Origin of the sequence: Psychrobacter sp. JCM 18902 (assembly GCF_904846615.1) — a bacterium.
Lineage (GTDB): Bacteria > Pseudomonadota > Gammaproteobacteria > Pseudomonadales > Moraxellaceae > Psychrobacter.
Window position 1 is genome coordinate 2,338,393 of sequence record NZ_CAJHBK010000001.1, and the last position, 23,540, is coordinate 2,361,932.

At 41.9% G+C, this 23,540-nt stretch carries 21 protein-coding genes; 7 read left to right on the top strand and 14 right to left on the bottom strand.

Features of this window, described 5'->3' with window-relative positions:
• Positions 1 to 108 precede the first annotated feature (108 nt).
• Entirely contained in the window at positions 109 to 390 is a 282-nt protein-coding gene (locus tag JMY05_RS09615; protein WP_011281173.1) for a type B 50S ribosomal protein L31, read from the bottom strand.
• 466 nt (positions 391 to 856) lie between these two features.
• Here JMY05_RS09615 and JMY05_RS09620 point away from each other — a divergent pair, with 466 nt between their 5' ends.
• Together JMY05_RS09620 and JMY05_RS09625 are read left to right on the top strand one after the other, a co-directional pair.
• Positions 857 to 1,480: a YceI family protein gene (locus JMY05_RS09620; protein ID WP_045447959.1), complete on the top strand. Its 624-nt coding sequence runs from the start codon at positions 857 to 859 to the stop codon at positions 1,478 to 1,480.
• 228 nt (positions 1,481 to 1,708) lie between these two features.
• On the top strand, positions 1,709 to 2,797 hold the full coding sequence (locus JMY05_RS09625; RefSeq protein ID WP_045447956.1) for a peptidoglycan bridge formation glycyltransferase FemA/FemB family protein: 1,089 nt from the start codon (positions 1,709 to 1,711) through the stop codon (positions 2,795 to 2,797).
• A 109-nt stretch (positions 2,798 to 2,906) separates the two neighbouring features.
• Here the strand turns inward: JMY05_RS09625 and JMY05_RS09630 are convergent, their stop codons facing one another.
• Positions 2,907 to 3,341 (bottom strand): hypothetical protein, encoded by a 435-nt coding sequence (locus JMY05_RS09630; protein ID WP_045447953.1) that lies wholly within the window; start codon positions 3,339 to 3,341, stop codon positions 2,907 to 2,909.
• A 500-nt stretch (positions 3,342 to 3,841) separates the two neighbouring features.
• On the opposite strand from JMY05_RS09630, the gene JMY05_RS09635 reads away from it, so the two are divergent.
• On the top strand, positions 3,842 to 5,458 hold the full coding sequence (locus tag JMY05_RS09635) for an FAD-dependent oxidoreductase (protein WP_201614926.1): 1,617 nt from the start codon (positions 3,842 to 3,844) through the stop codon (positions 5,456 to 5,458).
• A 138-nt stretch (positions 5,459 to 5,596) separates the two neighbouring features.
• Here JMY05_RS09635 and JMY05_RS09640 read toward each other — a convergent pair whose 3' ends face one another.
• On the bottom strand, positions 5,597 to 6,274 hold the full coding sequence (locus JMY05_RS09640) for a TIGR00730 family Rossman fold protein (protein ID WP_201614928.1): 678 nt from the start codon (positions 6,272 to 6,274) through the stop codon (positions 5,597 to 5,599).
• Positions 6,275 to 6,604: 330 nt separating this feature from the next.
• Between JMY05_RS09640 and JMY05_RS09645 the strand changes: the two genes are divergently transcribed.
• The gene (locus JMY05_RS09645; protein ID WP_201614930.1) at positions 6,605 to 7,495 is read left to right on the top strand and encodes an alpha/beta fold hydrolase; all 891 of its coding nucleotides are present in this window, start codon (positions 6,605 to 6,607) and stop codon (positions 7,493 to 7,495) included.
• Positions 7,496 to 7,531: 36 nt separating this feature from the next.
• Here JMY05_RS09645 and JMY05_RS09650 read toward each other — a convergent pair whose 3' ends face one another.
• Positions 7,532 to 8,218 (bottom strand): putative quorum-sensing-regulated virulence factor, encoded by a 687-nt coding sequence (locus tag JMY05_RS09650; protein ID WP_201614932.1) that lies wholly within the window; start codon positions 8,216 to 8,218, stop codon positions 7,532 to 7,534.
• A 208-nt stretch (positions 8,219 to 8,426) separates the two neighbouring features.
• Between JMY05_RS09650 and JMY05_RS09655 the strand changes: the two genes are divergently transcribed.
• Positions 8,427 to 9,029, top strand: coding sequence for a M23 family metallopeptidase (locus tag JMY05_RS09655; protein ID WP_045447948.1), 603 nt, complete (start codon positions 8,427 to 8,429; stop codon positions 9,027 to 9,029).
• On the opposite strand, the gene phoR is transcribed toward JMY05_RS09655, so the two are convergent.
• The 3 genes from phoR to dtd all read right to left on the bottom strand — a co-directional run bounded on the left by phoR (position 9,026) and on the right by dtd (position 11,526).
• Entirely contained in the window at positions 9,026 to 10,129 is a 1,104-nt protein-coding gene (gene phoR / locus JMY05_RS09660) for a phosphate regulon sensor histidine kinase PhoR (protein ID WP_201614934.1), read from the bottom strand. The genes JMY05_RS09655 and phoR overlap by 4 nt on opposite strands.
• Before the next feature lie 80 nt (positions 10,130 to 10,209).
• A complete protein-coding gene (gene phoB, locus JMY05_RS09665) occupies positions 10,210 to 10,914 on the bottom strand; it encodes a phosphate regulon transcriptional regulator PhoB (protein WP_201502573.1) in 705 nt (234 codons plus the stop codon).
• Between the two features lie 156 nt (positions 10,915 to 11,070).
• Positions 11,071 to 11,526, bottom strand: a complete 456-nt coding sequence (dtd, locus tag JMY05_RS09670; protein ID WP_045447945.1) for a D-aminoacyl-tRNA deacylase — start codon at positions 11,524 to 11,526, stop codon at positions 11,071 to 11,073.
• A 112-nt stretch (positions 11,527 to 11,638) separates the two neighbouring features.
• Here dtd and asd point away from each other — a divergent pair, with 112 nt between their 5' ends.
• Complete coding sequence (gene asd, locus JMY05_RS09675; protein WP_045447942.1) at positions 11,639 to 12,475, top strand: archaetidylserine decarboxylase; 837 nt, start codon at positions 11,639 to 11,641, stop codon at positions 12,473 to 12,475.
• Positions 12,476 to 12,762: 287 nt separating this feature from the next.
• Here asd and JMY05_RS09680 read toward each other — a convergent pair whose 3' ends face one another.
• The 7 genes from JMY05_RS09680 to fadB all read right to left on the bottom strand — a co-directional run bounded on the left by JMY05_RS09680 (position 12,763) and on the right by fadB (position 21,643).
• Positions 12,763 to 13,368: a DUF1287 domain-containing protein gene (locus JMY05_RS09680; RefSeq protein WP_045447939.1), complete on the bottom strand. Its 606-nt coding sequence runs from the start codon at positions 13,366 to 13,368 to the stop codon at positions 12,763 to 12,765.
• A gap of 115 nt (positions 13,369 to 13,483) precedes the next feature.
• On the bottom strand, positions 13,484 to 14,113 hold the full coding sequence (locus tag JMY05_RS09685; RefSeq protein WP_045447936.1) for an HD domain-containing protein: 630 nt from the start codon (positions 14,111 to 14,113) through the stop codon (positions 13,484 to 13,486).
• Between the two features lie 180 nt (positions 14,114 to 14,293).
• Positions 14,294 to 14,869: an isochorismatase family protein gene (locus JMY05_RS09690; RefSeq protein ID WP_045447933.1), complete on the bottom strand. Its 576-nt coding sequence runs from the start codon at positions 14,867 to 14,869 to the stop codon at positions 14,294 to 14,296.
• 202 nt (positions 14,870 to 15,071) lie between these two features.
• On the bottom strand, positions 15,072 to 16,793 hold the full coding sequence (locus JMY05_RS09695) for a rhomboid family intramembrane serine protease (RefSeq protein WP_201614936.1): 1,722 nt from the start codon (positions 16,791 to 16,793) through the stop codon (positions 15,072 to 15,074).
• A 17-nt stretch (positions 16,794 to 16,810) separates the two neighbouring features.
• Positions 16,811 to 17,512: a hypothetical protein gene (locus JMY05_RS09700; RefSeq protein ID WP_045447927.1), complete on the bottom strand. Its 702-nt coding sequence runs from the start codon at positions 17,510 to 17,512 to the stop codon at positions 16,811 to 16,813.
• Positions 17,513 to 17,892: 380 nt separating this feature from the next.
• A complete protein-coding gene (gene fadA, locus JMY05_RS09705; protein ID WP_045447924.1) occupies positions 17,893 to 19,065 on the bottom strand; it encodes an acetyl-CoA C-acyltransferase FadA in 1,173 nt (390 codons plus the stop codon).
• Between the two features lie 418 nt (positions 19,066 to 19,483).
• Complete coding sequence (gene fadB / locus JMY05_RS09710) at positions 19,484 to 21,643, bottom strand: fatty acid oxidation complex subunit alpha FadB (RefSeq protein ID WP_201614938.1); 2,160 nt, start codon at positions 21,641 to 21,643, stop codon at positions 19,484 to 19,486.
• Between the two features lie 773 nt (positions 21,644 to 22,416).
• Here fadB and JMY05_RS09715 point away from each other — a divergent pair.
• A complete protein-coding gene (locus JMY05_RS09715) occupies positions 22,417 to 23,526 on the top strand; it encodes a polyprenyl synthetase family protein (protein WP_201614940.1) in 1,110 nt (369 codons plus the stop codon).
• Positions 23,527 to 23,540 lie beyond the last annotated feature (14 nt).

Below are 23,540 nucleotides of genomic sequence, written 5' to 3' on the forward strand. Positions count from 1 at the left end.
ACAAAAAAAACCGCTGAATAGTCAGCGGTTTTTTTATGTTCTTAACACTATAGCTGTGCATGTTTGAAAAAACACATGCTCAAAATAATATCACGCAATACGTGTGAATTATTCTGCAGCGTCAGTATCAGCAGCTTTCTTACGGCCACCAAATGCACCAAAGCGTTTGTTAAAGCTAGCAACACGGCCTTCAGTAGAAGTTTTGCGTTGTTCGCCAGTATAGAATGGATGCGACGCACTTGAGATATCAAGTGGGTAGTATGGATATTCTGACCCTTCGTATTCACGAGTGGTTTTGGTTTTAACGGTTGAACGAGTTAAGAAAAACACGTCAGCGTTAGTGTCATGGAATAAAACTTCTTGGTAATTAGGATGGATATCTTTACGCATAATAAACTCTCTATGTCCGATGTATGTATAGCACTCTTGAACACCATCTTAGACGATGTGTCAAACAAGTCATGACATACGTAACTGAGGCACTAAGGACATTGATAAGTATGGCAGCTGCGTCACTGGCTTATTCCAGCACCCAACACCATTCCTCTGCTCACTTAGCCTTTCCCCAGCGGGAAAATCAAAACGCGATTTTAACGGTTTTTACCGCTAGACGCAAGCAACAGTTGTGAGTGATATATGTGATAAGTTGTCACCAAAACCTCTATTTTGTTGAGAGGCATACGGTATATTAGTATAATATTAAATTAGTTAAAATAACCAATATACATTTTAATTTTAGATTTAGTTAATAATTTATTTTTGATATTCATCATTTGTTAATGATGATGGATACCGTCTGATGTCGCCTCATTAATCAAGCACCCACTATTTATAAACACTCAATAAGGACAATATAATGATAAATACTGTTATGAAGAATAGCGCAAAAGCCCTGCTTATCAGCTCAGCACTGGCACTCACCACTGTTGCAGGTGCGGCATTACCTAGTCAATGGCAATTAGACGACTCGCACACCCGTGTGGGGTTTTCTGTCAATCACTTAGGATTTTCGACCACCATGGGTCATTTTAACGACGTCAAAGGGGTCGTAAATTACGATGTTAAAGCACCCAGTAAAACCAATATGAGCTTCACCATTGCAACTGATAGCATTGACACCAATTGGGATGCACGTGATGAGCATTTAAAAAAGGCTGAATTTTTTAACGTCACCAAATATCCAACCATGACCTTTAAATCAACCAGCGTAAAATTTATAAATCCGCAACAAGCCAAGGTCACAGGTGACTTTACTATGTTAGGTCAAACCAAACCATTAACTTTGGATGTGACTTTGAATAAAATCGCCAACAGCCCTCTTACCAAAGAGCCAGTTATTGGCTTCCGTGCAACGGGTAATATTGATCGCGCAGCCTATGATATGACAGCTTTCGCAGATGGCATTACCACCAATGTCCCGATCCAAATCGATGGTGAGTTGATAGAGAAAAAAGCGCAAACCAACAAAAAATCTAAATAAGTCTAATTTTTAGCCAAGCACAAATCGCTACCTCCTCTACATACTCTAAAAAAAGCAGCCATTATGATGGCTGCTTTTTTGACAATAATGAATCAACTCACTCGACATTTATATATATTCAATAAATCGCATAAATACTTTCCATTTGCTTGTTAACCTCAGTTTTTATTGCTATATTCATATATACGGATTTACGAATATAACACATAACGCTGAGGGAGCAGAAAGATGGATACAGTACAGGTAGACTTTGCCGAGATAAATAAAGACTGGGATAACAACATCGCTGATTATCACTTTGATATTTATCACTTATCTGGTTGGATTGCTGCGTCAGCTATTGTAGATAAAGGCACTCCTCAAGGAGTGATTGCCACTTATAACAATAAAAAGATCTTTTTGCCTCTCATTATAAGAGAAATCGACTCAGAGCATTGGGATGCGACTTCTACTTATGGTTACGGCGGTCCTGTCATGGACAAGTCTCTCACTGATGCCGAATTAGACATAATATTGGCAGAAGTAAGGGGCTTTCTCTTAGCAAAAGGCTGTGTATCTTTATTCATGCGACTGCATCCAATCATCAATAAAGAGTGGCTACCAACGGTCGGCAAAGCACTCACTCATGGATTGACATTGATGTCTGACTTGAGTAAATCTGAAGAGGAGCACTGGAGCGAGACTCAAAATCGTCATCGTAGAGGCATTAAAAAAGCCTTAAAAATGGATGTCGTGACAAAAATTGAGCGCTTAACCAGAGAGAATGCAGTGATGTTTTCCAATATTTACAAAGAAACGATGGCGCAGGTGAAGGCAGATCAGTACTACTTCTTTGATGATGATTACTTTTTTAATTTGCTCGAAAATCTGCAAGACAGAATACTACTGATAACTGCCTATCAGGATAATAAAGCCATTGGCTCCTCTATCTACACGATCTGCAAAGAATCGGGCATTATGCAATTTCATCTCGGAGGCACGCTCAACGCCTATACCCATCTACAACCTTCCAAACTCATTACCCATGTGGCTCGTGATTGGGGCAGAACCAATCATTATAAATTACTGCATCTTGGCGGCGGCGTAGGCTCTAATCTAGATTCTTTGTATGAGTATAAAAAGGGGTTTAGCTCACAAGAGTTATTATTCAAAACCTATAGACTCGTCGTTAATCCAGCAAAATACGCAGCATTAGTCGCTGATAGCTGGTTCACCGAAAATGATTTACGCTCCGACTTTTTCCCTCTATATAGAAAAGAGCCTACTAAAGAAACTATCTTGGAGACTGAACAAGCTGAAGCTTTGGCAGATATTTGATCGCGTTATTTTACGATTCTAATCAGTCAAGCCAATAAAAAAGCAGCCATTACAATGGCTGCTTTTTTGATGCTAATTGTCTTTCATTTCGGTAGACAATGGGCTTACTTTACTTGGTTTTGACGATATGCCAAACGCCCAGTTTATTGTCGCCATCTTTATCGCCCACCTTTGTATCATTGGCATAGAAATATAACGGTTTACCATTTACCGCCCATTGATACTTGCCATCTTCGCGTTGAAATGCTGCAAACTGCCCTGACGCTTTGGCATTACTCGGTGCCATAAATGCTGGCCAAGCAATTAGACAGGCACTACCACACTCTGATTTATTCATCCCATCTTTGTCAAAGGTATATAAGGTCATGTGATTGCTTGCATCGACTAACATGCCGTTTTTACTCGCGACTGGCGCGGTATTTTTATTGGTGGCTTGTACATCATGCATGCCAGAATCATCATTGCCGAATACATTGTTTAATGTAGTACAACCAGTAAGCGTTAAAACACCGGTGAGAGCCGATAATATAAGCATACGTTTCATAATAACTTCCTTGTCATTTTGATTGTGATTATCATCATAAGTTTTTATTTGGATTTTTCTCATCGTCAGATGATTTCAACGGCAAAAAAAACCTACCGCTGACTTCAAGCAGTTTTAATATAGCATATGCAACAGCGCAGTCGTTTCTATCCCTATATAAATTTACAAAAGCTTATGTATTTGCAAATTGGTTAAACTGGCATAGCCATTCATTGACAAAACTCACCTATCTACTTACGTATTTGCCATCATATTGGTTGTCATTTTTCGTAGAATACCCTATACAGATTAAGAATTACTACACAATGATAAATATGACCCTTGCGGCTTCATATGCATATTGAACTTGACGTCCTTTGCACGCATATCAATAATTATAAACGGCTTAGAACAAGATCCATTAGGACAAATTTTTTAACATAAGATTTTTAGAGCAAAACATTTAACAAATACACCGAGCATGACCTGCTGTAACTGCTATTAAGGATATAACAACGACAATGACTCACTCTTTCATTAAAAACCCAGTGAAAAACCAAGCGCACTCTGCCAAACGTGTCGGTATTCTTGGTGGTGGTACGGCAGGAGCAACCATTGCTATTCGCCTTGCGGCATTGGGGCTTGAAACTTATGTATTTGAAAAAAACAAATCGCTGATTGATGGTCCACCGATGTGTCACTTGCATGCTGGCGGCAATCTATACCGCGAAATTCCTGATGAAGATTGTGTGGCTCTCCTCAAACAATGTATCGATATATTGCGCCTTTATCCTTATACCATCGATGTTCGCCCAACAGTATTTGCTGTGCCAACCCGCGATGAAGGCTTGCCAGAAGATTTGCTACCACGTCTTGATATCTTGACTGGTGCGTATCGTAAGCTTATCGCCGAAGATGCTAATAACAAAGTGTTGGGCGAACCTGAAAACTATTATCAGCTTTATAGCCATGAGCAACTCATTGCGCTGTCAGAACGTGAACAAGTCACTGTACCGCGGTCGGTTGATGAATGGATGATACCAGTAGCTAAGTATTTGGACTTAAATAAAGTCAAGTTTCCACTGATTGTCGTGCAAGAGTACGGCTGGAATATTTTTCGCTTGGCAGCCTCTGCGCAATTGGCATTAGCAGATTATGAGCATGCACACGTCTTTACCGATACACAGGTTAAGCAAGTCATGCCTGTTGATTGTGAAAATTGCTCAAACGCAGACCATCATGTTACTAAATGGCGTATTGATTATCAGCGAGCTGCCAGCTCTGAAACTCAGCTTACAATCGAATCTGAGACCAAAAATACAACCGAATCTATCGAAGTGGATTACTTAATCAATGCTTGCGGTTTTCGTACTGGCGTCATCGACGATATGGTCGGGGTCAAAGTCACGCGTATGGTCGAGTTTAAATCGTCTTATATTACCCACTGGGATAATACCGGCGGACAGATACCAGAGATTATCGTTTATGGCAGTCGCGGCACACCAGAAGGCATGGCACAACTCACACCTTACCCCGGTGGTTATTTTCAAATACATGGCATGAGCAAATTTATCACGCTATTCGATGATGGCTTGGTCGCCTCTAGCAAAGACAGCGCCCAACCTAAGCTGCCGCCGCAGTATATGCACTACATCGAAGATGGCTGGGATAAAGCACCGTTACAAGCGCGTAGTCAGCAAGCGATTGATTATGTGGCGGAGTTTGTACCGACCTTCCATAGCGCACGTACGGTCGGTAACGCGCTATATGGTGGGCAGCAAATTCCCGGTGAGGACGATACGCTGCGAGTGGCTGATGTAAGCTTGTACTCTAATATTCGCTATGCTCGTGCGGAAAACGTCAAAGCATCATCAACTTTGATTGCTGCCGATCAAATCGTTGATGAATTGACTGAACTTGGCTTAATTGATCATGACACGCCAGCCAACCGCAATCGTTATGCTCATAATTGGGCGTATTTGACAAAACACGATAGCGTGGCGATTGATGAATTCGCGCGTACACTGGCTGAGCAACGAGGCTTTCCATTGGCAATGGCTGATGTGAATCACGGTATTGGCGAGACAACTTTAAAGGGTTTCAACACGGTTAATGATGCAAGTGCTACTGAGATATAAAAAGCGTTCTATTAAAAATTGAACAAAAAAAAGGAGAGAATGGCTAACGATCAGCCCTTCTCTCCTTTTTTAAAGATGAAACATTTATATATAAAAGCATTTACAGATCAAAGCATTTATAAATAAGAATATGTACTCTTAATTACCAGCCATTCTTTCAGTATCGACTGCATCGTCTATTTTTACGACTGTTTTTAATAGCTCAATGGCTTCATTAATCGTGTTACATACCACCAAACGCTCCAGATCTTCTTGCTTCATAAAACCTTGGTCAGCCGTATATTTTAAGTGCTCGATCATACGATCATAGAAACCATTGATATTCAAAATAATCATCGGTTTTTCATGTTGATAGAGCTGACGCCAAGTAGCGATTTCCATAATTTCTTCTAAGGTACCAAGCCCGCCCGGCAAGGTAATAAAAGCATCTGCATACTCCGCCATCACGGTTTTGCGAGTGTGCATGGTATCTGTCAGATGCAGGCGAGTCAGCTGCTCATGAGCAATCTCATGTTTGAGCATAAAGGTTGGAATCACACCGACCGCTTGCGCGCCGCCTTGAATCACCTCATCTGCAACGGCACCCATCAGCCCGATGCTCGCACCGCCGTAGACCAAACCCATGCCATTGTCAGCAAGCGCACTACCCAGCTCGCGGGCTGCCTGCTCGTAGACTTCATTATTGCCCAAACGCGAACCACAATAAACCGCTACCAACGGCATCGTTAACGTTGATTTATCCACTGCTTTTTCAATATTGGTAATGTCTTGACTGGTAATGACTTCATAAGTGTCATTGTTAATTTTCATTTGCATATAGCTTCCTTAATTTTTATATCGATTGTTTTTGTTAACTACTCGTTAAAACCCTAATGGATAATACCACCCAAGATAAATAGCATAGAACTTGAAAGTCACAATTGAACGCCTTGCTTGCCAGCATTTATCTTAACATAAGCGATGCTATCAGGTGGCTATCAGGTGGCTATCAGGTGGCTATCAGGTGGCTATCAGGTGGTTATCAGCTAATTTAAGCGGTTTATCACTACGTAATGACTACATTTTAAGAGCAAATTATTGATAAATAATTGCAAATAAATAACCACTCCACACCGCATAGAACCCTAACAATATGAAGGTTAAAGCATGGAAAATAAACAGTATCAGGCGGATATTTATTCACTGAGTATCGTGACTGAGCGCAATCAGGCATTGGCAGCGACTGTCTATCGCCCTAAAAACGAGGTAAAAAAAGCGGTTATGCTCGCGCCAGCAACGGGTATCAAGCGCCAGTTTTATCACAATTTTGCCACTCACTTAGCAGAAAATGGCTTTGGTGTACTAACCTTTGACAATGAAGGCATCGGTGAATCGCTGTCGTCTGCATTGGCTAAATGCGATGCATCGCTGATTAGCTGGGGTCGCCATGACATGCCAGCCGTCCTTGATGCGTTGCAAGATGAATTTGCCAACGCCACTTATCATTTAATTGGTCATAGTGCAGGCGGGCAGCTGATTGGTTTGATGCCAAATTATAGTGCGCTCGCTTCAGTGTTCAATGTCGCCTGCTCATCAGGTCGTATTAAAAATATGAGCATGCCTTATAAACTCAAAGCGATAGGGTTTATGGATGCCTTTATTCCACTCGCCAACTTGACGTTAGGGTACACGCCGTCAGATAAAATTGGTATGGGCGAACCGCTACCACGGGGCGTGTCTCGGCAGTGGCGCGAATGGTGTAATGGCGCAGGCTATATCAAAACAGCCTTTGGCAAAAGTATACAAACGCACTTTTATGATGACATTACTATGCCATCATTATGGCTGGGGTTTAGTGATGATGATATTGCCAATAGCAAAAATATGGATGATATGATTCGTGTTTTTACTAAAATGCCAGTCGAAAAGCAGTTTTTAGATCCCAAAGACTTTGGTCTAAACAGCATCGGTCATATGCGCTATTTTAGTAGCAGAACCAACGCTAAAGCACCGCAGCTTTGGCAAATGGTGGTTGATTGGCTAGCTAAGCAGCAATAAGCTCGGTTTAGTTAATCCATTCAAGTACAATTCTATTTAGGGCGTATTTTTTGCTGCCTGTTCTACTTTGACACGCTTGGTTAAGGCAGAATAAAGCGACGGCTGCATATTATGGATATTACCTAGCATCCATTTTACGTAGCTGATTGGCACGTCTTTAATCAGCGTGCCCTTATGTTTGCCAAAGGGCATTTTGCTCACTGGATTGGCTTTATTGGCGATAGCATGGACAGCAGCAAAATCCGTCGGTGCAATGGCTAGGCGCTCGCAGCACGCCTGATAAAGCAGATAACACATACGCGCATCACCCAGCGCATCATGAGCGGCAATCGTCATCCTGCTTGCTTCCTCTTTGCCTAATAATTGCTCGATACATTTGGACTGACCATAAGCACTCCACTCTGGAAAAGCCACACGCGCCAGCCGCACCGTACATATCAACTTAGTAGACGGACTGCCAATAACCCGCCAATCAAAGCGGACATTATGACCAATCAAATACTGCGGCAACTCAAACGCCTTTAAATCAAAGCGCTCAAGACCAGCGACATCATCATCAGTAATGCCATGAATTCTAATGACAACTGGTGATATCGAACGACCACTATTAAAGTACTTCATCCACTCAAAACCCGTCATCGCATTAATAGTCGCCACTTGAATCGGACGCGGATCACGACCTTGATCGGTTTCGGTATCGATAATCAGCGCAGTGTCAGTCATAAAAGTTCAGCCATAGATAACAATAATAGATAGCAATAATAGATAGCAACATTGGTATTTTATGCAACGTTTTAAAAATACGTAAACTTTAAAAGAAGCGTTATATTTATGGGGATAAAAACTAGAGATAACAATGGCATACAAAGAATAGACGACTTCACTTATATAATAATAAGAAAAACTAATTTCAAAAACTAAAGAGAGATAGATGCCAGCAGATAGCAGTAACCCGCAATCAAAGAGAAAGAAAAAGCCGACCTTTTTAAGCCGTGTACTCAGTGTACTCATGAAAGCGGTCGTATTGTTGATGCTATTATTTGTATTTGATAGGCTCTTACCCAGTATCAGCCAACAAACTCAGTCATTTGTGATGGCAAAATGGCAACAGCTCAGTTTATTACAGCAAGAACTACCGACGGAAAACAGCTTACCCAGTCCACTTCCAGAGCAACATCTAACAGATACATGGGGCGCTGCACGCAGTCAAGGTCGCAGTCATGAAGGTATCGATATCTTTGCCGCACGAGGCACACCAATACGAGCCACAACACAAGGCATCGTCAGCAAAGTTGGTGAAAATACGTTAGGCGGTCGTGTGGTGGTCGTGGTTGGACCAGGAGGCGCAGGGCATTATTATGCGCATTTAGAAGATTGTGCAGATATTAGTCCAAACGACTGGGTTAATGTAGGCGATATCATCGGCTACGTCGGCGACAGTGGCAATGCAAAAGGTACGCCGCCGCACGTCCATTACGGGATTTATATCAATGGCAGTGCAGTGAACCCCTATCCACTTTTACAAAAATATTAGGGTATCGCAGCTGATCTAATGTGGGCAGCTGGGAAAACCATACTGAACGTCGAGCCTACCCCTTCTACTGATTCAATTTGTAAATTGGCTTCATGCTGATACAAGACGTGTTTAACGATTGCCAAACCTAGCCCTGTGCCGCCAGTCGCCCGACTACGACCTTTATCAATACGATAAAAGCGCTCCGTCAACCGTGCGATATGCTCAGGTGCAATACCAATACCGTTGTCTTCGACGGCAAATCGGCAACCTTCTGACGTTTTTGTCCAGCTAATGGCGATATTACCGCCCTTGGGCGTGTATTTGATGGCATTAATCACCAGATTAGAAAGCGCACTATTTAGATACATCTCTGAGCCATATAGTCCGTCATAAGTGTCTATCTGCAAGTGAATGGTATGCCCATATTCTTGATTGTACGCTTGCGCATCATCATAAACATGGGTCAGCAGCTTGGTCATGTCAATATAGTTAAGCTCGTGGGTTTCTTCGATTTCGATGCGAGATAACAGCAATAAGTCATTCACAATTCTATTCATACGCGCAGTCTGTTGGCTCATCAGCTCAAACCCGCGCTTCCAATGCGGCGGCATATCTGGCTGATCCGAAAAATTTTCTAGATAACCCATCATGACGGTCAACGGTGTGCGTAACTCATGCGAGACATTCGCCACAAAATCGCGGCGCATCTCTTCTAAATGATGCAAGCGCGTCACATCATAAATGATGAGCAGCTTCTCATCGCCAAAAGGCGTGAGCTCACACTTTAGATAACGCTTGGGCGCGCGCCACGAGACAATGTGTACACCATCCTGAGCACCATCGTTAGGGTTGATCGTTGCCTGATAATACTGACGAAATTCAGGCGCACTAATAAAGTCAAAAATGCACTTACCTTTATCTGACAACTGTAACAACATTAAATCTTCGGCGGCCTGATTCCACCATTCAAGCCCATCATCGTCATTGAGCAAAACCACCGCATCTCGCAATGCGCGTAGTGCGCTTCTAATTTTTTTGAGTTGATCCGTTGTATTCTGCTGAGTTGCTAGCAGTGACTTATTTTGTTGGTCGCCTTGAGCCGATATTAGGGTGTTCATCCATCATCCTTATCACTATTCGCCGTTTTTCACTGTGCTGCGATTAACATGCTGCTTTTATAGCGAATAAAAACCGTCAGTTAAATTGGTTCAATAAAGCTAGAAAATCGATAGCCTGTCCCACGTACTGTCTGTATCAACGTATCACATTGATGCGGTCGTAATAATGTCCGCAAACGTTTGATATGCACATCAATGGTTCTATCTTCGATATATACATTACCGCCCCATACTTGGTCTAGCAGCTGCGTCCGCGTATAGGCACGCTCTGGATGACTCATAAAAAATGCCAGTAATCGATATTCCGTAGGACCAACATCAACCACTTTACCAGCCGCTGTCACCCGCTGACTTTTGGGATCAAGGCTCAGATTGCCGATTTCGATAGATTTATCACTACTGAGCGCGTTACTACGCCGCAATACTGCTTTGATTCTAGATATCAACTCACGTGTCGAAAAAGGCTTGGTCATATAATCATCAGCACCAGCATCGAGGCCATGCACCTTGCTGTCCTCTTCACTTTTAGCCGTCAACATAATGACTGGTATCTCAGCAAGTAGCTCATCGTTTTTGAGCAATCGGCAAAAATCAATGCCACTTTTATCGCCGGGTAGCATCCAATCTAGCAAAATCAGCGCAGGGCGGTGATCGACCACTTGTTGGTGCGCCTCAGATACATCCGCTGCCTGCAGACTATCAAATCCCGCCATCTCTAGCGTCATGACGATCATTTCACGAATCGCCGGTTCATCTTCAACAATCAAAATTTGCTCATTATACATACGGCATTCTCAGTGTTAGAGGACAACATTTGGCTGACAAAAAAGGCGATAAATGCTCGCCTGCTGCTCTCTATTAAACGGGGTAATTATGACAGTTTAATGACATTCAACTTTTAAGCGGTTCATAGGTCTCGTGACGGCTAATGCTTAGTTTACTCAATTCACTTCTAACAAGAAATTCAATGGCCCATCATTGACGCTCGACACTTGCATATTAGCGCCAAACTGACCAGTTGCCACGTTTGAATGTTGCGTGTTGGCATAGGCGACCAATTGCGCAAACAATGCTTGAGCCGCATCAGGTGCCATCGCACCACCAAAGTCAGGGCGACGACCCTTGTCTGTTTTTGCCATTAGCGTAAACTGTGATACCAATAATAGTCCGCCACCAACTTGCTGGACATTTTTATCCAGTTTGCCGTACTTGGCAGGATCATCATCATTGTCAAAAATACGATAGGTGAGGATTTTATCTACCATGCGCTGGGCGCTTGTTAGGTCGTCATCAGGCCCTAAACCAATATAAGCCAATATGCCTTGCTCAATCGTACCAACACACTGCGCATCGACGGTGACACTAGCACGGCGTACGCGCTGTATAAGTGCTTTCATTTACGGATTCCTTACCAATTATGCCCATACAATAATACGCCGTCCATGATAAAATACGGCCATTCTCTTGCTTATTAATTATTACATCACACCCTATTTTGGTAGCCTCATTATGAATGTATTCACTACTTTACAACAGCTTGTCCCGCAGCAGCAACTGAGTAAAGTTGCTGGGCGTCTAGCCGCTAGCCGCCATCCTTATGTTAAACGCACGTTTATCCGTAGCTTTGCTAAAGCCTATAACGTCAGCTTGGACGAGTATGAGCGCCAAAGTCTCAACGCCTATGAGAGCTTTAACGATTTTTTTACTCGTGAGCTAAAAGAAGACGCGCGCCCTATCGACATGACGCCTCATGGTATCGTCAGTCCTGCCGATGGTATTATCTCGCAGTTGGGTCAAATTGACGACCATAAATTGCTCCAAGCAAAAGGTCGCTATTATGACGTTGGTCAACTGCTTGCTGACAGTGAAGATGGCCGCTATTTTGCGGATGGCAGTTTTGCGACGGTTTATCTTGCGCCCAGTAACTATCACCGTGTACATATGCCCTTCGCCGGTACTCTAACCAAAACCCGTTATGTACCGGGCACGCTGTTTTCGGTCAACAATACTACGGCGGCGAACGTGCCGGACTTATTTGCGCGTAATGAACGCTTGGTTTGTCTGTTTGATACAGAATATGGCAAAGCAGCGGTGGTGATGGTTGGGGCGATGATTGTCGCTGGTATCGAAACAGTGGCGACTGGTAAAATTGCCCGCACTGATGATATTCAAGAAGCTGAGCACAATATGAGCTTTAAGAAAGGCGACGAGCTGGGTCGTTTTTATTTAGGCTCAACCGCAATTGTCATTCTACCAAAAGGCGCAAAAGCGGATTGGCAAGACAGTATGAAAGCCGATAGTGTGGTAAAAATGGGACAGCTATTGGGTGTCGCTAACACCCTATAGGCAAGCGATTTAACGACTCAAAAAAGCTCAGATCAGCATCCTAATCTATGTTGAACTGAGCTTTTTATTGTGGGTAATTATCTTATCGCAACATATTAGGGCGTGTCATCAATTAGCACATGAATACATTTAGTGGTCTTAAAATGGCTAAATTTTGCTAAACATCGTCAGAAATTTTGTCAATATGTTCATATTAACGACAATTTCTTCCTTGTTTATCTACAATTTTTCTCATTTTAAGCCTCACAATCTAATTGATGACACACCCTAGTTAATAATGAAAGTAGTTAATAACGAAAGTGTTTGAGAATAGGATAAGCAAATAAGATATTTTCTTCTTGCGTGCCGCGTCCGATATTGTGAATAATCAGCGGTGTACCATCCGCAGCGACTTTATCGGAGACGATACCTGTATGCGGCAAATTACCATTCGGTAGCCGCCACGTCACCACATCCCCTGCTTGAAAACTGGCTTTATCAGTCGTCGATAATGTCTTTGCGTGACGCGCAAAAAACACTTCAAGATTGGGCACTCGGCGATGATCGATATTCTTGTCGGTTGATTTGAGCCCCCAAGTCTTTGGATAAGCCGACCAATTTGACTTCATATCATGGTTGACTAATTGCTGTAGATCTATATTTTGCAAGCGATAAGCACGGACGATAACATCGGTACAGACGCCAGTTTCTATCGGCACATCGCCACGCGGAAAATCCAACTTGCGGTAAGCAGGATCATAGCTAGTGGTAATGCCGATCTGTTTTTTGGCATCGTGCGCCAGTTTATCACCATTACTAATAGGTGCGGCAGCCTGAGTTAGTTGCGCCAAAGTTAATAGGCTAACAAAGACGAGCGATTTAGCAAAAACCTTATAAGTGCCAGTGACTCTCATTTAATAATCTCTCTATATAATGTACTTAATCGCTCATTTAGCTAATTCTAAATACTTTAATATTTAAAAAATACAAATATTTGCAAACATGTAAACGGCAAAATGATGGCTTTACTTAAGCATCAACCAACCATCCTTGCTGGGTCGCATAGTCGATATTTTTTGATAGCCAATCATGAATGGAAGGAAAGCTGTCTTTGATAAAAGCAAGTGCCGCAGTCACTTGCGAACGCGTGATGTTAGCATCAATCCACGTTTTTCCATTGGTATTTAAATTCAATAAAAAAGGCAATAAGCGATCAACCACTCTGATCAGCTGGGTTTCTTTACTACTACCCGTCTCCTGCTCTTCCCAAATCTCATTTAAATCCATGATGCCATTGCCACGCTCAGCTTGCAATCGAGCAATACCAGCGCGTTCTTCAATGTGCGCCTCGCTACGACTGTTTGCGAATAAAAACGTATCGCCAGCGTCAATCTCACCCAAGTCATGTACCAATGCCATCTTGAGTAGTTTTTCATGATTGACATCTAGCTCAAACTGTTCAGCGATAGACCAGCACGCCATGGCTAAATGCCATGAATGTTCGGCAGAGTTTTCTTTGCGTGTGGTATGCGTCACATAGCTACGACGATTGATACGTTTAAGCGCATCAAGCTCTAATAAGAAATGAGTAACATGATCTATATCAATGTTTGAGGCAAGCGTTGGGTTGGTTAATAAAAGGGGTTTGGTTGATGGCATAAATTTTCTCTTAATTTTTCTACGAATATATAGCGCTTCATTTTACCTTTACGCATAAGCAAGTATTATACATTTTATGAGCGCTATAAAAGAGCATGTCAACCTATAGCTAATTAGCACCACTATAAAAAATAGCGCTTATGTGAGTAAGCGCTATCGGTTCTATTTTGAATAAAAGAGCTATTTAATCAAGTTACTAATGGTTTTAAAAGCAGGGTCTTGACTACTACGGCAAAGCTCAAACAGAATGGTTTCAACCGTGGTAATCACGCCACCAGCACGGCGAATACGGCGAATCGCTTGCTTTTTATCATATGGGAAGCGTGAGCCGACCGCATCACCAATAATAACCGGCTGCATACCATTATCTAGCAAATCAAGCGCTGTTTGTAGTACACAGACATGTGTCTCTACGCCAAATAGCAAAACAATACTTCGATTTTGCTGCGCTAAATAATGCCACGAATCATCATTATCACAAGCGCTAAAAGTGACCTTTTCAAAGCTTTTGGCGTTATCGCCTTCTAACACCTCGCGTATTTCAGGTAGCGTATCGCCGAGCCCTTTTTTATACTGTTCATTGAGCATGATAGGAATATTCAGTGCTTGTAGACCTTTAATAAGCGTCACTGTTTTTTTGACGATATTTTCATGGTCATAAATATGCGGTGTTAAGCGTTCTTGAACATCGATTATCATCGCTTGGGTATTTTCGCGAGCGATTCGATAGGTACGATCGGTAATCATAGTAGACATGGCACACTCCTTGTACGGCTGACTTTATTGTTAAAGGCTATGTTAATTTTATCATTGATATTGTCTTTATTAGCCTTACTCTTATTTAGTCATAGTTTGCTGAGGGCGTCAATGGAGATAGTCTCTAATAATGATTAATAACAATTCATCACGTTTGATTCATACTGCTTAGCGTAGGTTTTTGATTATGAATAGCCAATAACTATATATTATGACGCCTAGCATTACGTAATAAAGACTGTTTTTGAGTCATGACTATGACCACACCGAAAACAATACCAAAACACAAGGTTAAAAGATAATACACCATATAAATGAGCGTGTTTATAAATGCAAAGAACATGCTGGTTAAAGTAATGATTAATATCGCAGCGATAGTACCACCGAATAGCTCTCGATATTTTTTATTAAAAATCTTAAAGGCCACCAACGGTATCGCGATACCAAACAAGCCAAATGTAGCACCCCAAACACCTGCCATGTCCATATCAAAATATAGCACCCCTAAAACATTAGCAAAAATACCACATATAAAAAAGGCCATCGCAAAACGTATAGGACCCAATACTTTTTCCAAAATATAACCTGTCGCAAACAGCATCCCCAAACTCATTACTAAATGCATAATTCCTGCATGTACAAAAAGCGATGTCACTACCCGCCAATACTTACCAGCTTGCAGCGCGTCCATCGTCAACCCACCTACACTATTTACCTGTCTAGATAAAGGGTCAATGATATCCATACCCATGAATACGGTCAGTATAAATGTACCTATACAGGTCAGTATTAACACCAACGTCGCAGGTCGCTCTTTATTACTTCTAAACCAAACTACTAGGCTTTTTGATACATCACTTACTGGTGCTCGTTTTTTTACAGGCTTTTGTTTTTGTATATGTTTTCGCTTTTGTATATGTTTTTGCGTACCTTTCTTTTCTTGACTATCAAACTCTGCTGCGAGAACGAGCAACAAGCACAGCACCATACCAATAAAAAACGAACCAAATCCCCAAACAAAATCACGATCTAAGCTATCAGTAAGTAATCCTGTTTCAGGTAATAATACCAAGTGTGGCAAATTAGATTGCCTATTAGCCGTAGAAATCGTGTGTAAGTAAGCATTTCTGCTATTTGATGATTTAAGTTTCTTAAAGTAGCTGATATTAGAGAAGTCTTTGGCTGCGTACTTATGGCGCGAGTCGTTAATAAACGCTGAATATTGACTGTCTTTAATACTTTGGTCTGCGCGATTATCGTATTTCGTGTGGTAGCTAGCACCTAGCCAAATATTCTCCGCGGCTATAAATGGCGTCGCAATGTAATAATCAATATGCAATGTTGAGTCAAAATTTCGTCCACTGATTACTTGTGTTTCTATAAAAGAAACGCTCTCTAATTTGAGTGGCTCAAAATCATTTACTCTGAAATACTTTTGCTTTGGATAATGACGAATATCATTCAAGCTATCTACTTCAATGACCTCGTAAGCCGCTTTGGACAAATAGTTTTGGCTGAGAACGAGCGGTATCACTAATGCTAAAACCATCGTTATAAAAAAGTAGCCTGAACTACTACGCTTAACCCACCTTAAGGTCAAAAGCTCGTACCTCGGCCACATCCAAATACTAACGACTAAAACAGATAAGAGAAAAGGAATACCAAAATCCCAATAGCCTTCCTTTAAAGGTAGAATATCTAGATAAATATCTAGCAACCAACGTAAAGCACCGAAAAGTAGAATGGTCAGGATACTAAGACCTAAATATGGCAAGAATACTTGCTTTAGTTTTAGTTTGATCGATTCTTTAGCGCTTAGGCTTTGTATTCGCTTCTGTTTATCCCTTTTACTTACTCTTTTTTTGTTTCTGCTTCTATTTTTATTCTTATACCTATACTGGCTTCGCTTGTTATTATCATCCATGCACTATCACCACTAATCTAGCGTACCTTAAACTGTTGAAATGCTTTTTTATCAATCGTTGCTTTTAAGACTAATAGTAAGCAAATAAACATTCCAATGATAAAAAACCTAAAGAATTTTGCTAACTCTTTATCTGCTTTTTCGTTAAGTGTGCCCAACTGAGATACAAGTATTATTGGGTCATTAATATGTTGCTGACCTGACAATCTAATCGCTTCTAAATAACCATGCTTAGTATCTGAGTTTTGCAATTTTTCAAAATAATCAGCAGCAGATATCTCTTCATTTGCATATTGTTGTCTAGAAGCCTTTGTAAAACTTACTATCTGTTGGATTTTCTCTTTTTCGTTGAGGTTATTATCAATAACCTTAGTAAAAACATGTACCCACCAGATATCTTTATCTCCATAAAAAGGGGTGGCAAAATATAAGTATATTTTTAACTCTTGTCTAGATTTCCCCATCTCCCTAGTATTGAAGTAAGAAACAATCCCTTGTTTCTCCACACTTTTATTATCAACTTGGAAATATTTTTGTTTTGGATATAATTTAATGTCACTTATATTACTTATATCAATAATGTCATATGCTGCTTCATATAAGTAAGCTTGACTGATTGATATAGGCGGAAATAAAGCAAGTATCATCACCAAGTAAAATACATTAGCGCTATTATCGTCAAATAATTCAAATCTTAGCAGTCGAATCCTTGTTCGCATTATGACAAGCACTAAAATAACACTGATAATTATTGGAAGAATTAAATTCCAGACCGTATCTTTTAGAGGTCATATCCCTAGACAGATGTCCAATATCCATCTTATGATGTTGTAGAATAAAATGGCGCCAATACTAAAACCTAAAAAAGGAAGAAAGATATAACGCATTTTTAACTTAAACGCCTCTAAATCTAAGCTCCTCTTATCTAATGATTTCTGATGTGACATTTATACTCTACCTTTCATTACTATGATTTAAACAAAAAAAAGCGCCTCCAACATTAAGTGAGAGACGCTCATTTTACAAGACATTAGTACAAATTTAATCGACAAATATCAGCTTTATTAATATTTACTGCTATTTGGAGATTAGATAAAAATTAAACACGCTCAATAATCGTCGCGATACCTTGACCAAGACCGATACACATGGTCGCTAGACCGATTTCGGTATCTGATTGCTCCATGGCGTTTAGCAATGTCACTGTGATACGAGCGCCTGAACACCCTAGTGGATGACCTAGTGCAATCGCGCCACCATTGATGTTGACGATGTCTTGCTTATCCGTCAAATTCAATGCTTTTAGTACTGACAAACCTTGCGCTGCAAAGGCTTCGTTTAGCTCGATGGTTTGCATATCATCGATGCTCATGCCAGCACGCTTAAGGGCTTTTTGAGTCGCAGGTACAGGACCATAACCCATGATAGCGGCGTCACAACCAGCAATAGCCATGCTACGGATACGAGCACGAGGTTTAAGACCTAGCTCTTTGGCTTTTTGCGCGCTCATGATCAGCATTGCTGAGGCACCATCAGATAATGCAGATGAGGTCGCAGCAGTTACTGTACCGCCTACTGGATCAAAGGCTGGACGTAGCTTTTGCATTTGCTCCATTGTCGCATCAGGACGAATCACTTCATCAACAGTACATAGTTGCAAGCGACCCTCTTCGTCATGACCTTCGATACCGATTATTTCATTGTCAAAACGACCTTCGGTGGTCGCAGCCCATGCACGGCGATGCGACTCAAGACCAAAGGCATCTTGCTCTTCACGAGTGATATTATTCATACGACCTAGCATTTCAGCAGTTAAGCCCATCATGTTTGAGGCTTTTGCATAGTGCTTTGACGCTTCAGGGTTCAGATCAACGCCATGCATCATGCCGACGTGACCCATATGCTCAACACCACCGATGATGAATACATCACCTTGACCGGTCATGATCTGAGCCGCAGCAGTATGTAGCGCCTGCATAGATGAACCGCACAGACGGTTAACGGTTTGACCGCCAGCAGTCTTTGGAATACCAGCAAGCAAGCCGATGTTACGACCGATGTTTAAGCCTTGCTCTAGTGTCTGATTGACACAACCCCAGATAATGTCTTCGACGTCACGTGTGTCAAAGTCGTTACGCTCAACCAATGCACGTACCAATTCGGCAGACATGCTATCAGCGCGGACATGGCGGAACATACCGTTTTTGGTTTTACCCATCGCTGAGCGTACGCCATCTACGATGACCACGTCTTTTGGACTTAAAATTGTCATACTATCTTCCTTTTCAATTTTTATTGTCAGTATAGTCAGTCCACTTTAGTGCTATTAATTCGTCAATCTCGCTTAACGTACAATACGTACCTCTGTGCTCGATTTCCTTGTACTAACCCTAACTGAAACTAGGGCGTGTCCTCATTTTAAAAATGGGGGTAAAAATGAGATAAATTGCCGTCAAACAAGGAAAGTAGCGCAAATAATATCGAGATATTAATAAGCTAGTTGACGATGTTTGGCAAAATTTAGCCATTTTTAGTCCATTTAGATAATAATCGATTGAATTGAGGACACGCCCTAACTATAATCGTACGCTTGCCATTAAAGAATCTTGCTACTAAAGAGTAGTGATAAATTAATTTTTCTCAGCCTAAATAGCAAACGTACGGCACTTTATCCTAGTAATGACTGTCTATTACGCCGTGGCGTAAAAAGTCTCGCCTGCTGCTGCCATATCGCGAATCTTTTGCGGTGCTTCATAAGCTTTCCCAAGATGGGCGTATTTTTCACACAGTGCCAAGTAGTTATCTAGACCCATTTGGTCGATATAACGACAAGGACCACCGCGGAATGGCGGGAAACCAACGCCCATAATCATCGCCATATCAGCTTCTGACGGCGTGCTGACGATATTGTCTTCTAGGCAACGGACAGTTTCATTACAGAAAGCAAGCATGGTGCGGTCGATAATCGCTTGATCATCAAAGGTCTGCTTGTCGCTATCTGTGGTAGTTTTTAGCAGCTCGTAAGTGGCTTCGTCAGCAACTTTCTTTGGCTTGCCGCGTTTGTCCATTTCATACTTATAGAAACCAACGCCGTTTTTCTGACCTAGGCGTTTGTTTTCATATAAAAGCTCAATCGCGCCTTTATAATCAGGCTTCATGCGGTCAGGGAAACCTTCTGCCATGACTTCTGCGCCATGAACACCAGTATCTAAACCAACAACGTCGATTAGATAAGCAGGACCCATTGGCCAGCCGAATTTTTCCATGACTTTATCGACATGAGCAAAATCTGCACCTTGCTTGAGGAGCAAATCAAACGCACCAAAGTATGGAAACAATACACGGTTCACTAAGAAACCTGGGCAGTCATTAACCACAACTGGCACTTTGCCCATTTTAGACGCTAGCGCAACAGTCGTCGCAATCGCTTCTTCAGAGGATTTCTCACCACGGATAACTTCAACCAATGGCATACGATGTACTGGGTTAAAGAAATGCATACCGACGAAGTTTTCTGGACGCTCAAGTGCTTCAGCCAGATAAGTAATAGAGATGGTCGAGGTGTTTGACGCTAGGATACAGTCGTCTTTTACTAGACCTTCTACTTCTTTTAGTACCGCACGCTTCACGTTTGGATTTTCTACCACTGCTTCGATAACGATATCAGTCTCAGCAAAATCGCCATAATTCAAAGTAGGACGGATACGGCTTAACGTTTCGCCCATTTTTGCTGGGGTCATTTTGCCGCGATCGACCATTTTACCCAGTAATTTGCTGGCTTCGCCCATACCAAGGTCTAATTGCTCAGACTTGATGTCTTTCATGATGATTGGCAAGCCTTTGCTGGCTGCTTGATAAGCGATACCGCCGCCCATGATGCCTGCGCCTAGTACGGCCGCTTCATTGATTTCATGTGCTTTTTTGCTGTGCTGTTTGGCTAATTTTTTAACCAACTGATCGCTTAAGAATAAACCGACCAAGCTTTCTGCTTGTGGGGTTTTCGCCGCTTTTGCAAAACCAGCCGCTTCTACTTCGATTGCTTTATCACGTGGTAAGTTAACGTGTTTTTCCATCGCAGCGATAGCCAGTGCTGGCGCAGGATATTGTTTAGGATTGGCTTTGGCAAAGATCATACCTTTTGCGCTGTTAAATGCCATCGCTTGCTCAAGCTGATTTAATTTAACTGGAACCAGCTTCTCTTCACGCTTCGCTTTCCAATCAAGCTCACCTGAGATACATTTTTTGACCAAATCAATGGCAGCATCTTGCAAGTCATCAGCAGCAACAGTGGCATCAACCAAGCCTAGTTTTAGCGCATCAAGTGGTTTTTTTGGTGTACCAGTCGCAATCAGCTCAAGCGCATTATCGATACCGATGACACGCGTACTACGAACCGTACCACCAAAACCTGGGAAGATACCCAATTGCGTTTCTGGTAGACCGATGATGGCTTTGTCGCTCATGACGCGATATTCACAAACCAAGGTCATCTCACAACCACCGCCAAGCGCCGCGCCATTGATGGCGGCTACTTTCGGGAAAGGCAGGTCTTCAAAGCGGTTAAAGGCATCATTGATACCTACGACCCAATCTTTAATCTCGCTTTCTGGCTTTTTAAAAGAGCCAACGAATTCTGTGATATCAGCACCAGCGATAAAGACGCCTTTACCTGAGGTCACGATTAAACCTTTGACGTCGTCGGCTTTTTCTAAAGCAGTAACCGCTTCACCAAATTGCTTATTGGTTTCAGCATCAAACTTGTTCACGCTCTCATTTTCGGCGTTGTACTGCATGTTGGCGATGCCATCCTCTAGCATTGTCACCGTGATGCGATTTCCTTGGTATACCATTTGGAACTCCTTGCTATATAACGAAAACTACGTTTTAAAATTAAAAGTTTTAAAATTAAAGGTCATAGCCAGTTATTGTTAGTAAAACGAGTAATAACACTGCCAATATACTGTGTTATAAAGTCAGTATAGAGTAAGCAGTGAAGATGTCTTTATTATCCAGCGCTCATGGTTATATATTCATTTTTTATGCTTAATATTACTGCGTTAGCACAAGTGAATACGGCGCTTCATTTATATATATTGTGACCAGTACTGATATTGAACATACTGACATTAAAAATATGGACTGAGAGTTGAGCAAATTTTTCGCTGAAATAAGCACGCAAACCTCTAGCCCTAAATCATCAGATCATTTTTACGCCAATTAGTGTAGGGGATTATGCCCCTAACTGTCACAAGCTAATACCATACTCGCAAGTCACTCTTAAATCAGCAGCAGCCCTTTACCTGACTAGTAATGTGCTTTAAGTGACGGTTTGTATACTGAAATTGTATACTAAAAATTCGTCTTTTAAAGATTATAATGACAGATGCTTATGGTCACACGCCGTCACACGCTTAACGTGATTCTTTATCAAAACATATCCACTGACTAAGTTAAATCACCAATACGTAACGAGGGCTTGTTGCATTATTTCGGTGTACTTAATCGAATTTTTAACAGCAAGCTGCCAAAAATATGGCATTGATGATGCTCAGCCCATAAGCTATATAATCTATCATGCTACACTAGCGATATTTTTATTATTCACCTGATAAATGGTTGGGTTATGACTGTTTCTTCTACGCCAAGCTTTATACCTGAAAGCCTTATGCCTTCAAGACTTGTATCTTTTACTAGCTTTAATAACAACACCGAGCAATTTCACAGTGCCGTTCGCGCGCAACTTGCACAAGATATCGACGTGCTGTTTTCTTACGCTGAGCTGCCAAGCCCACTGATTGATGCCTGTCGTTATGTGATGACCGGTCAAGGTAAATTGGTACGTCCACTATTGGTTGCCAGTGCCTTTGATAGTGTTAATCACACCAATATTAATGATAATGCAAACGATGCCGATAAAAACCCTGATAAAGAAGCTAAGCAAATTCAGCAAAATAATGATTTGGCGTCGCTATTAGAAAACGACTCCGATTATGATATGGCGCGCCGTGCGGCATTGGCGGTGGAGCTGCTGCATACTTATTCGTTGGTACATGATGACTTGCCCTGTATGGACGATGATGACTTGCGCCGTGGTCAGCCAACGGCGCATATCGTCTTTGAAGAATCAACCGCCCTACTCGCTGGCGACGTATTGCAAACATTAGCCTTTGAAGTATTGACCGCAGAGCTGCCCACTTTTGCACCCTTTGATTCAGCCATCTCAAGCCAGCTTATCGCAATATTTGCACCACGTGCACGGCGTATGGTTTCTGGTCAAATGCTTGACCTGAATGCTGAGGCTAGTACTAATATTTCACAAGGCGATCTAGAAGCTATTCACCGTGATAAAACCGGCGCATTGATTGAAGCCGCTATGCTTATGGGCGGCATCTGTGCTGGTGCGACCGCTCCACAGCGTATGGCATTACAAGAGTGCGCCCAGCATATTGGTCTCGCCTTTCAAGTACAAGACGATATCTTAGATGTGACGACTAGCACCGATACGCTTGGCAAACCTGCTGGCAGCGATGAAAAATTAGACAAATCCACCTATGTGAAATTGATGGGTGTCGAAGACGCGACCAGCTATGCGCAATCGCTATTTAATGACGGACGCACAGCCATCATTCGTGAAATGAGTCGTCATGAATCAAGCAGTAGCGAGCTTGGCAGTGACGCAAACAACGATGCTTTACTGGCATTAATAGAATGGCTATGGGCACGTAAAAAATAGTCACAAATTTAATT